The 12,644-nt window shown below is 63.1% G+C and carries 4 protein-coding genes; all 4 read right to left on the bottom strand.

Annotation, left to right across the window (positions count from 1 at the left end; translation table 11 throughout):
* A partial coding sequence (locus tag C1A30_RS02060) for an AMP-binding protein (RefSeq protein ID WP_142392530.1) occupies positions 1-2,365 on the bottom strand: 2,365 nt, incomplete at its 3' end.
* A 455-nt stretch (positions 2,366-2,820) separates the two neighbouring features.
* Entirely contained in the window at positions 2,821-9,081 is a 6,261-nt protein-coding gene (pks2, locus tag C1A30_RS02055; protein WP_101946594.1) for a type I polyketide synthase, read from the bottom strand.
* 256 nt (positions 9,082-9,337) lie between these two features.
* Positions 9,338-9,565, bottom strand: coding sequence for an MbtH family protein (locus C1A30_RS02050; RefSeq protein WP_101946593.1), 228 nt, complete (start codon positions 9,563-9,565; stop codon positions 9,338-9,340).
* Positions 9,566-9,676: 111 nt separating this feature from the next.
* Positions 9,677-12,640 (bottom strand): RND family transporter, encoded by a 2,964-nt coding sequence (locus tag C1A30_RS02045; protein WP_142392532.1) that lies wholly within the window; start codon positions 12,638-12,640, stop codon positions 9,677-9,679.
* Positions 12,641-12,644: the final 4 nt, after the last annotated feature.

The following is a 12,644-nucleotide window of genomic DNA, read 5'->3' as shown; positions in this document are numbered from 1 at the left end:
CCACATACAACTCCCCCACCACACCCACCGGCACCGGCCGCAACCACCCATCCAACACAAACAACGCCGCCCCCGGCACCGCCAACCCAATCGGCACCACACCCGAACCCGCCACCAACGGCGCACTTCGACACGCGCAGATGGTGGTTTCGGTCGGGCCGTAACCATTGATCAACACCCGACCCGGCGCCCACCGATCCACCACCTGCACCGGACACGCCTCACCAGCGACGAGTACCGACGCTGATCCCAACCCCTCGGGGGACAGCGCCGCCAGCGCTGACGGAGTCTGGCTGACTTGGTGCACCTGTTCGCCGACCACCAGTGTGTGGAAGTCCTCCGGTGAGGCGGCCACCGACTCAGGCACCACCACCAATCGGCCGCCAAACAGTAGCGCACTCCACATTTCTTCGACTGAGGCATCGAACGCCAATGAATGCCACTGCGCCCAAACCTGTTCCGGGAGTTCTGAATACAACGACTCGAGAAGATCAGTGACGTTACCGTGCGTGACCGCGACGCCCTTCGGGACACCGGTGGTACCCGAGGTATAGATGACGTATGCGATGTCGTCAGGAGCCGGCGCGGGAAGCGCGGTCGTGGCTTGTGTGGCCACGCGGGCGTCAGCGGCATCGATGACGGCCACGTCGCACTCACCGAGCCCGGCCGGCAATCCCGTGGTGCTGACAAGAGCGATCGGCGCTGCGTCCGCGAGCATGAAGTCGATACGGGCCGGAGGCGTCGCGGGGTCGATCGGCACGTAAGCCGCCCCCGTCTTGAGCACCGCCAGGGTCGCGATGATGGCCTCAGTCGACCGTGGGAACAGCAGCGCCACGAATCTTCCTGGACGTGCACCATGGTCAGTTAGAAGGTGCGCCAATCGATTCGACGCCTCATCGAGCTCGCTGTACGTCATCGAACGACCGTCGCAGGTCACCGCTATCGCCTCAGATGCCCGCGCAACCTGATCGGCGAACAGTTCCGGGATCGACGCCGCACGGGGTGCGGCTTGCGTCAATACCGCTCGGTTGCCCCATTCATCCAGTTGGGCATCCTCGTCGGCATCGAAGACACGGATCGAGGACAAGCGACAGCTCGGATCGGCGGTCATCGCCACGAGCAACTGTTGCAGCCGTCCAGCCAGCTCCGAGACGTCGAAGTTCGAGAACGGCTGTCCAATGCCCTCTGTGCCGAACAACAACTCATCACCGAGACCGGAGAAGAACAGGCCGAAACCCCCGACCAGACCGGAATTGGTGAATGAAGCCGATCCAGTGACACCGCCGAAGTCGAGGGTGAACACCGCTGGCAGGAAATTGACACTCACCCGGTGGCCTGTATTCCGTACGCCGTGCGGGTGAGCCTTACGCTCCAGGGACTGGACGGGGAACCTCTGATGTTGCAAAGCTTCCCGTATTCGTGAGTCGACATGCTCGCAGAATTCGGCGACGGTGAGGTCGGGTGAGGCGTGCAACACCAGCGGCACAATCCCGGCGACCATCCCGGGAATCGCTTTGGATTCCGCGTGAACTCGGCGGCTGACGGGAAAATCGAAGGTTACATCTGAGCTTTCGGCATACCAGGCGCGCATCAGCAACGCGCACGCCGCGGTGATGACCGACGAGCGAGGCATGTTCCACAGCTCGGCGAACTCTTGAACCCGGCTAAGGACTGTGGCATCTAATTGCACTGGCGCAGAAGCGTTTTCACCACCCTGCTCACCGACAGCCGGGGACACCCGGTAGTCCGCCGTGCGTTCCGATGCGAGGTTCCTGCTCCAATAGTTCTGATCTTCCAGATAGCTGTCCGACGTTTCGTATTCCGATTCGCACTCGACCAGGTCTTGCAGCGACCCGAAGAAGGCAGGCGGTATGGGCATGCCGGAAACGACCGCAGAATAGATGGTCGCGATTCGGTGGCCGACCAAGGCGATGCCCGAAGCGTCGATGACGATGTGGTGACAGCAAGTGAACCAGTAGAATTCGTCGGGTCGCGTACGGAATAGCGCGAACTTGAACAATGGGCCGTTGAGAGGCATTCGCGCGTGCTGGATCGATGACGCCATCTCATGCGCCTCGTGCACGGGATCCTGCGACCCGGTCAAGTCATAGAAGTCCAGCTTGACATCCTCGCAGTCAATCGGCTGCTGAAAGATCTGGCCATCGACCTCGAAGAAGGTTGCCCTAAGCGGTTCGGCCTCTTGCAGGGCCCGACGAATTGCCCACTCGAGCGGCGCACGTTCCAGAGGGCCCTCGATCCTGACGAACAGGCCGAGCTGCCACTCGGTGCCACCAACGGTTTCGTGGGCGAGCCAAATGTCGAGCTGTCCGCGTGTCAGCGGATATGTCCGGTCAGAAGGTTCCATCCGACCGCCCCCCATCAAGCCGGTCGTGTAGTCAAAGGCCTCGCTCGGCCACAAGGTTGCGCAAGATCCTCCCGTTCGATCTCGGCGTGGTCTTGTTCGCTGCGTCCCATCCGCTCGGCATGGTCTGCTTCGCCATCAACCGCTTGGCGTTCAGCTGACTCCCAGCAAATTTCGGCGACAACCTGTTCCGCTCCTCGTCTCTGCCTAATACGAGGACCTCTGTAGTTCTGTCGTCCGACGGGTTATGGATCATGGTTGCCTGGGGCCGTCGAGCGGCGTCGACCCGGGTTGAACGGTACTGCAGGTTAATTCGGCGAAAGAGCGGTTTCGCAAAAAAATTGTCGCCAACGTCAGTCCATAACGCTCGGGCGCCTGACCCGACGACGTTTGCGCGCATCCGCGACGGTCAGTTTGCTCTCGCAATAACTAGCCTAGCTACGTCTGGTGTGCCGTCGTCAGCCGCTTAGCGGCGCAAGTTTCTCGCACAGCACCTCTGCCAGGCTGCGGATCGAAATGGTGGCGAGGTCGGCGGACGCGATGCGAACTCCGGTCTCGCTCTCGATGCGGGTGCGTAGTTCGAGTCCACCGAGGGAGTCAAGGCCGTAACCGGACAGCGGTCGGTCGGGGTCGACGCTACGACGCAGAATCACGCTTACTTGTTCGGAGACCAGCCGTCGCAGGCGGGTCGGCCACTCGTCCACGGGAAGCTCATCGAGTTCGGCGCGCAGCCTGCTGGTGCCCGTCGAATCCTGTCCGACACACCGGAAGGCTTCGGCGAAGGGGCTGCTTTGAGCGAAGTGCGTCAGCCACGGGCTACTGGCGAGTGGGGCGTAGCCGGTGTAGGGGCGGTCGTAGCGCAGCAGTGCGTCGAACGCGTAAGCGCCTTCGTCGGGGGCGATCGCCGCGTCGGCGCCTTCCGCCAAGGCAGCCGCACGCCCGATCTCTGCCCAAGCGCCCCAAGCGATCGCCGTGGCGGGAACTCCTTCGGACCTCTGCCAGTGTGTGAAGGCGTCCAGCCAACTGTTCGCCGCGGCGTAGGCGCCCTGCCCCGGCGAGCCCACCAATGCGGCCGCCGACGAGAACGAGCAGAACCAGTCCAAGGGCTGGTCGGCGGTAGCAGTGTGCAGATTCCATGCACCGTAAACCTTTGGAGCCCAGCAGCGATCGATCAACTCGTCGGTGACGTTGGCCAGAGTGGCGTCCTCGACCACCGCCGCCATGTGTAACACGCCGCGTACCGGTAGCCCCGTGGCGGTCGCAATGGATACCAACCGCTGCGCGGTGCCGGCGTCGGCGATGTCACCGCACTCCACCACCACGTCGGTGCCGATCGCGCGTATGCACTCGATGGTTTCAAGCGTGCTGCGAGTCGGGCCTGAACGCGACGACAGCACGATGCGCCCGCAGCCCGCCGCGGCCATCTTCTCTGCAAGGAACAGACCCAACCCTCCGAGACCGCCGGTGATGATGTAGGACCCGTCACGGCGGAAGACACGAACCTGTTCCGGGGGTACCACCACTCGGCTACAACCCGTACGCGGGATGTCGAGCACGAGTTTTCCGCTGTGCTGGGCGGCCCCTATTGCGCGGGTGGCGCTGGCGGTGTCGGCCAGCCGGTAGTGCGTGATCTCCGGCAGCGGCAGCGCGCCGTTAGCGATCAGTTGGTACACCGTGGTCAACACGTCTCGGACCCGATCCGGCTGGCTGTACGCCAGCAATGCAAGGTCGACGGCGTAGAACGCGAGGTTGCGCCGGAACGGAAAAAGCGCGAGTCGGCTGTCTCCGTATATGTCGCGTTTGCCGATCTCGACGAATCGTCCGCCCGCAGCGAGCAATTCGAGGCCGGCTCGTAGGGCGGCCCCGGTGACCGAGTTGAGCACGACGTCCACGCCGTACCCGTCGGTGTGTCGGCGTATCTCGTCGGCGAAGTCGGTGCTGCGCGAGTCATAGACGTGGTCAATGCCCATGTCGTGCAACCGTTGTCGACGTTCCTCGCTACCGGCTGTAGCGAAGATCTCCGCACCCGCTGCGCGAGTCATCCCGATCGCCGCCTGTCCCACCCCGCCGGTCGCAGAGTGGATCAGGACCCTGTCGCCTGCTTTGATGCCGGCCAGCTCATGTAAACCGTAGTAGGCGGTGGCATGCGCGGTCGGCACCGCAGCGGCATGCTCATCGGAGACTCCGCCCGGCAGGGTGACCGCCAGGCGCGCGTCACAGGTGATGAACGTGCCCCAACAGCTGTCACCGCTCAGACCTGCGACCCGATCGCCGACCTCGTGGTCTGTCACGCCTGGTCCCACCGCCGTCACCACGCCGGCGAAATCGGTGCCAAGCGGCTGCTTTCGGCCCTCGAATGAGTGGTAGCGGCCGAAGGCGACCAACACGTCGGCGAAGTTGATGTTGGAAGCCTTGACCGATACTTCGATTTGTCCCTGCCCGGGTGAGACCCGTTCGGCTGCCACCAGGCACATCGTCTCGAGGTCGCCTGGCACATCGATTTGCAGACGCATGCCGTCACGCTGATGGTCCACGACGGTGGTTCTTCTCTCCTCGAGGCGCAACGGAGTGCGGCACAGTCGCGCGGTGTACCACTGGCCGCTCCTCCAGGCGGTCTCGTCTTCTTCGGACCCGCCGAGCAATTGCCGTATCAGGCGGTCGGTGTCAGTCGCTTCGTCGATGTCGATCTGAGTCACGCGCAGATGCGGATGTTCGGTGCCGATCACCCGGAGCAGGCCGCGCAGGCCAGCTTGCGCAAGGTTCGGCTGCTCGCCGTCGAGCACGGCGCGGGCACCGCGGGTAATGACGAAAAGGCGAGGTGATCCAGGTACCTCCGACAGTTCGCGAGCGACGTGCAACAACTGCGCGACACACTCGCGACCCGCCACCGGCCACTGCCTCCCGACATCACCGCTGTCGGGCGCTGTCAGGACAACAACACCGGTGAATCCGCCCGTGCACAGCAGGTTTTGTACGGCTTCCGCGTTGGCGGCGACGTCGGTGTTCAGTGGCCACCGAACGCTTGTACATTGCGCCCCGAATGCACTCAGGGATTGGATCAATTCCGTGGACCTCGGGTCGATGTCCGCAAGGCTGATCAGTAGCCAGTTCCCCGCCTCGGCTTGATCCGGTTCGGGCAGTTCTCTTTGCCGCCATTCGATCGTCAACAGCCGGTTGGCCAGGACCTGATCCTTGCGGCCGTCCTCGGATATTCCGGTGCCCAATCGCAGCCGCCGCACCGTGAGCAGGACTGCGCCGTGCTCGTCCAACAGGTCGAGGTCGGATTCAACGCCGAAGCTATCGGCCCGGGTTATGCGGGTGTAGCAGTACCGGGCGCTGCGGGCGGCACCGTAGTACCGCAGTTGCGCGATGCTCAGTGGCAACGCCATCACTTCGTCACCTAGATTCCTCAGCTCCGGATGCGCCGCAACGGACTGGAAGCAGGCATCGAGCAGTGCTGGGTGCACGCCGTATGCATCCTGCTGCGAACGGATTTGACTCGGTAGTGCGACCTCAGCGAGCACCGTGCCGGTTGTCCCTCCGTCGGTGTACACGGCGGACAGTCCGGTGAACGCCGGACCGTACTGAACACCGCGCTTTGCCAGCCGCTCACGCACTTCGGCACCGTCTTCGCGGTGCGCATGCTCGGCAAGCAACAGTGAAATGTCGTGTGCCGGCCGCGGTTCCTGCTGTACTCCGGCCAGGACTGCGGTGGCCTGTCGCGTGCGCTCGTCGCCGCTGCTGGTTTCCACGACGAACTCGAGAGCGCCCGACGTTGACAACGTCGCCGAGGCGCCGATCGTCGTCTGGTCATCGAGAAGCAGCGCCTGCTCGAAGCGGACATCACGGAGTTCAGCGGCGTCGCCAAGCACCGCGCGTGCGGCTGCCAAACCCATCTCGCAGTATGCCGCCGCCGGCAGCACGGCCACCTCGCCGATCCTGTGGTCGAGGAGCCAGGGCTGGGCGGCAGTACCGATCTCGGCTTGCCAGACGTGGCGTTCGGGTTCCTCTTGCAGTCGCACGTGTGCACCGAGCAGCGGATGCACGGAAACAGTGCAATTTCCATGTGTCGGGGAGTCTTGACGACCACGGCTGAAGAACAGCTTTTGGTGAGTCCAGGCAGGCAGCGGCGCGTCGACGAGCCGTCCACTCGGGTAGAGAACCGCGAAATCGATTGCAGCACCTGCGCTGTGCAGATCCGACGCCAAGCCACTCAGCCCTTGTTGCAGCGGTTGGTCACGACGCATGGCGGTCAGCACCGCCAACGGTATGTCGAGGCTGCGCGCGGTCTGCTCCACGGCATGCTTGAGCAGTGGGTGCGGCGCCAATTCCGCGAATACCCGGTAGCCGTCCTCCAGGGCGGCCTGCACCGCCGGTGCGAACCGCACCATATGGCGCAGATTGTGCACCCAGTAGCCGGCATCGCACAGCGGCCGCTCACGTGGGTCGTACATGGTGGCCGAGTAGAATGGAACCCGCGGTGTCGTCGGGTCCAGGCCCGCGAGCAGGTCGGCCAGGTCGTCGAGGATCGGATCGACTTGGGGTGAGTGTGAGGCGACGTCGACGGCAATCTCACGGGCCATCACATCCCGCTGCTCCCAGCAGGCCACCAGGCTGCGTACCGTTTCAGTGGCTCCGCCGATCACGGTCGACTGTGGTGACGCCACAGCCGCCACCACAACATCGGTCACGCCCCGGCTCACCAGTTCCGAAACCGCCTGTTGGGCAGGCAGTTCCACCGTCGCCATCGCACCCGCTCCGGCAATGCGAGACATCAGTCGGGAGCGCCGACAGATGACGCGCACGCCGTCCTCCAGTGACAGGGCCCCGGCGACGACCGCGGCCGCCACCTCACCGAGGGAGTGCCCGACGACGGCCCCGGGCATCACCCCGTAAGAGCGCATCGCAGCGGCCAACGCGACCTGCATGGTGAACAGGGTCGGTTGGATACGGTCGATACCGGTGACGGTTTTCCTCGCGGTCATCGCTTCAGTGACCGAGAATCCCGCCTCGCGGGCGATCAGCGGTTCGGCCTGCGCGACGGTTGACGCGAAAACCGGTTCCGTCGCGAGCAGTTCAGCGCCCATCCCCGCCCACTGCGAGCCCTGACCGGAGAACACCCAGACCGGTCCACGGTCGTCTTGGCCCACCGCGGCCTGAAAGGGCGTGTCGCCAGCGGCGACTTCTCGTAAGGTCGCGAGGAGTTCCGACCGGGCGCCGGCCAGGACGGCCGTCCGCACTGGACGGTGGGTCCGCCGACGGGACAGGGTGTAGCCCAGATCCGGCAACGACACGTCGTCGTGTGCAGTGAGCCAGTCGGCCAGACTGCCGGTGGTACAACGCAGCCCCTCAGCTGAAGTGGACGACAGCGGGAACAGCCAACGCTGCCCCATGCCGGTTTCGGGTGGGATGGTCTCGGGCACGGCCACTTCAGGAGCTTGTTCCAGGATCGCATGCACGTTGGTGCCGGAGAGCCCGTACGAGGACGCGGCCGCGCGGCGCGGACGACTACCAACAGGCCATGGCGTGATTGTCTGTGGCACAAAGAGCTTCGTAGAGATTCGGGCCAAATCGTCCGGCAACCGGGTGAAGTGCAGGTTCGGAGGGATCACACCGTGCTGCAGGGCCAGGATCGTCTTCAGCAGCCCCAGCGTTCCGGCGGCTGACTGCGCATGCCCGAAATTGGTTTTGAGTGTGCCTAGTGCACAGGGGTTTTCGATGCCGTAGATGTTGGACAGGCTGGTGTACTCGATTGGGTCGCCGACCGCGGTGCCGGGGCCGTGTGCCTCGACCATACCGATGGTGCCTGCGTCGACGCCCGCAGCCGTCAACGCCGCCCGATAGACGGCCGTCTGCGCTGTCACCGATGGTGTGGCGATGTTGACGGTATGGCCGTCTTGGTTGGCGGCCGTGCCGCGAATGACGGCCAGGATCCGATCGCCGTCGTTCAGCGCGTCGGCCACACGTTTGAGCAGCACCACGACGCAGCCTTCGGAGCACACGAACCCATCCGCGCCGACATCGAACGCATGGCATCGTCCGGTCGGAGACAGCATGCCCTCCGCCGAGCCAGCGACGAACTTGCGTGGGTCCAGGATGACAGAGGCCCCGCCGGCCAGGCCAAGGTCGCTTTCACCGTCGATCAAACTGCGGCACGCCAAGTGGACTGCGGTCAGACCAGACGAACATGCGGTGTCCACTGTGACGGCAGGGCCGTGAAGCCCTAGGGCGTAAGCGATCCGGCCGGACGCCAGACTGAAACTGCTGCCGGTGAAGCCATAGGGCCCTTCCACAGCGTGCGCGTCTGCGGCCAGCAGCTGGTAATCGCCATGCGTCAGCCCCACGAACACACCCGTCAACGAGTCGGTCATTGTTTTCCGCGTGATACCGGCGTGTTCCACAGCCTCCCAAGAGGTTTCCAGGAGCAGGCGATGTTGGGGGTCGACGGCGATGGCCTCGCGCTCGTTGATCCCGAAGAACTCGAAGTCGAAGCCGGCGACGTCATCGAGGAACCCGCCCCACTTCGATACCGACCGACCCGGCACCCCCGGCTGGGGATCGTAGTATTCGTCGGCGTTCCATCGGTCGGCCGGAATCTCGGTGACCAGGTCGTCACCGCGCAGCAGGGCATCCCACAACCGTTCTGGAGAGTTGATGCCGCCCGGAAGCTGACAGGCCACGCCGATCACGGCGACAGAGGTTTCTCGTGGTTCATGCACTGCCCGTCACCCTCTTCTAGTTCGGAGGTTCTGTAAGGGTGGGTTCTTGCCGTTGAAAAGTGTTCTGAATCAACATGTTTGCTCGGGACCGGTAGTCCGTTGCGAAGGGAACGGATTCATGGGCAAGCCGCATCTTCAGTGGTCGTCGCGACCGCTCAAGTGCCTGGCGACCAAGTTCCATCCGACCGCCCCCCAATCCAGTCGGCTCTCCTCACCGCTCTTGAGTTGTTCTCACCAGCCGGACGCCGACATCCGGCTATCTCTCGGCCTCACGCTCAGCAATCCTGTCGCGCAGACTCTTCGGTCTGATGTCGGGCCAGTTCTTTTCGATGTAGTCCAGACACGACGCGCGGTCCGCTTCGCCGTAAACCACCCGCCAGCCGTCCGGAACATCGGAAAACGTTGGCCACAGGCTGTGTTGCTCTTCGTCGTTGACCAAAACGAGGAAGTTGGCACTCTCGTCGTCGAACGGGTTGATGCTCATTGGTTCTCCAAGGCATCTAGTCGAGTTAGATGGAACGGTTCCAAACGGTACTGCTCACGAACAATGTCGGACCGAGGTTTTGACAAATAGCAAAGGAGATCCCAGGTGTTGTCATCCATCTGGCACACCTGCTGTACGTCGTTCGGGTGAGCTGACCCGCTCCGGCAACCGCGGTCGCCATTGCGACGGCCACCAGTTCGCACGACCTACCAGAACAGCCATCGCCGGGACCGTCACTGTACGTACTAGAAAGGTGTCCAACAGAATTCCTATGCCAACCACAAAGCCCGCTTGGATGTTGGTGCTGATGCTGGAGAACAGCAGACCGAACATGGAGGCTGCGAAGATGAGCCCAGCCGCAGTGATCACACCGCCGGTCGAGCCGACGGTGCGGATGACGCCGAATCGTATGCCCCGCGGCGACTCGTCGCGGATGCGGGAGATGAGCAGCATGTTGTAGTCCGCGCCCATTGCGACCAAGATGATGAAGGCAAGCCCGGGCACGCTCCAGTGCAATTCCTGGCCAAGGACGAATTGGAACACGACGACGCCCATACCGAGCGCCGCCAAATAGGAAATGACCACCGAAGCGATGAGGTAAAGCGGCGCGACGATCGCACGCAGCAGAGCAATCAGGATGAAGAGCACGACAATCACGGTCAAGAGGACGATGAATCGAATGTCGTGGTTGTAGTAGTCCCGCGCGTCTCGGAGGGTCGCCGTGTATCCCGTCATCGATATCTTCGCATCCGCCAGCGCGGTGTTCACCTGAGCTCCACGAGCGGTATTGATGACCGCATTGACTTGATCCATTGCTGCGGTGCTGAAGGGACTCAGTTCCGTCTGTACCAAATACCTCGCCACATGCCCATCAGCCGACACAAAGAACGTGGCCGCCTTCTTGAAATCGTCCGACGTCAACACTTGCGGCGGAATATAGAACCCCGCCATCGATGGCGTCGCGGCATCATTCTTCATTGCCAGCAGGAACTTTGACGCCTCGGTGAGATCTGCGCCCATCCGTTTGGTTTGGTTAACGAGTTCCTGCACACCGTCAGCCACCTGCCGCCCTCCATCGGCAAGTGAATCAAGGCCTTGTTGCATGTCGCCGGGTTGAGACGAGCCGCTGCCGCCGGCCATTCCGACCGAGCCCATCGGACCGGTGAGCGAGTTCATCAATGAGGTCAACTTCGAGACCATCTGCGACAGATTGGAAAGCGGTCCAGTCGACTGCAACTGCCCGGCGAGCTTTTGGATGGTCCCATCGTTTTTGGCGGTTTGAATCTGCCGGAACTGGTCGCGCGCACCGACACAGAGGGGGTCGCCGTCGCAGTATGGGCTGCCGTCGAGTGCGACCACTACCGGATCAACCCACTCCAGATTGGTGGCCATATTGCCGAAGGTCACTTGAAGCGTGTCACCGAGGGAGCGCATTCCGCCGATCAGGCGGCCGGAGTCACCCATCTGTCCGAACGTCGTGCTCCCGCCGAACTGGCTCTCGACCGACTTGAGAGCATCGATCAGACCGCTGACGCCGGACATCAGCTTGGTTAACTGGTCCCGAAGGACGGTTATGCCGTCGGCCAATTGGTTTGAGCCAGAGGCTAATCGGTCCAAGTCGGCGCCGCGATCCTTGATCAGCACCGACGCGTCGTCGAGTCGCTTTCCCACTTCGCCGGCCTGATGCGTCGTGCTGGCTTCTTCCAGCGGCACTCCGTTGGGTCGAGTGATACCGCGGACCGCCGCCATAGCGGGGAGCTGGCTTACCCGCTGTGCCATTTGTTCCATGTCGGCGAGCGCTTTTGGAGTCAGCAAATCGTGCGGTGACTGAATCAACAGGTACTGGGGAATCATCGAACTCAACGGGAAATGTCGATCCATCGCGGCATAGCCGATTGAGCTTTCGACGGAATTCGGCAGCGCCCTGCGGTCGTCGTAGTTGTAGCGCACCACACCCAGGCAACCGGCCAAGACGATCAACACGATCAAGCTCGCGACAAGATTGGCCGCGGGGCGGCGGACAATTCGAATGCCAGACCTCCGCCAGAAACGGGTGGTGAGTTCACGCCGTGGTCTGATCCAGCCTCGGCGACCGGTCAGGACGACGATGGCTGGCAGCAGGGTCACCGCAGCAACGAACGCGAGGGCGATCCCGATCGCCAACGCGGGACCGGTCGTTGCAAACAATTCCAATCGGGTGAAGCTCATCCCAAGGAACGTGAGGCCGACCGTGGCAGCCGAAGCGGCGATCACCTTTCCGATGGAGCTCAACGCGCTCTTCACCGCTTGGTCCGAGTCCGCGCCGTGGCGCAAGAAGTCGTGGTACCGGCTGATGAGAAAGACGGCGTAATCCGTTCCGGCACCGGCGACCATTCCCGTGAGAAAGACGATCGTCTGACTCGAAACCGCCAGGCCCAGTTGGGAGACCCCGGCCAGGACCGGCCCTGCGATCGCGAGCGAGAAGCCGATGGTGACCAACGGCAACAACATCGTGATCGGGTTGCGGTAGATGATCAGCAGGATCACCAGCAACAGAGTCATGATCGCAGCTTCGATCCGGCCTTGATCTCGAGCACTGACGTCGATGTAGTCAGCGACGGTGGCCGCTGTTCCGGTCCGGTTCGCCGTAAGCGTCGTGCCGGCGACGGTGTTCTCGACGATGCCGGTAACCCGTTTGTACGCGGCGTCGGACGCCGCGGAACCCCAGGTACCTGCGAGGCCAACCGGCAGGATCCAAGCTTTTCCGTCCCGGCTGGTGAGTGTTTCGCGCAACGCAGGTGTGCTAACGAAGTCCTGCAACATGACGACGTCGTTGATGTCCCGATGGAGGCGGTCGACCAACGTTCGGTAGATCTGTTCGTCAGACGCGCTCAACCCGCGTTCGTTGGTCAAGAGCAACAGCAGCACGTTGTCTTCCGAACCGGAATCGGGGAACGCCTTGGCCATCTGCTCCGTGGCGACCATCGCCGGGGCGCCGGCGGGTAACGGAGAGGCGGGCTGCTTCTGTACGACCGATGCCAAGCTCGGAAACATCGTTGGCAGAACGAGGGCCAGCGCAATCCAGCAGGCGACCACGATC

It is taken from the genome of Mycobacterium sp. 3519A (assembly GCF_900240945.1).
Lineage (GTDB): Bacteria > Actinomycetota > Actinomycetes > Mycobacteriales > Mycobacteriaceae > Mycobacterium.
Note: the sequence above shows the minus strand (reverse complement) of the source record. Positions and strands in the feature narration are given on the sequence as shown.

Excerpts from the sequence above, each read along its gene's own strand:
- C1A30_RS02050 (WP_101946593.1), bottom strand. The coding sequence starts at position 9,565 with ATGAGCATCAACCCGTTCGACGACGAGAGTGCCAACTTCCTCGTTTTG.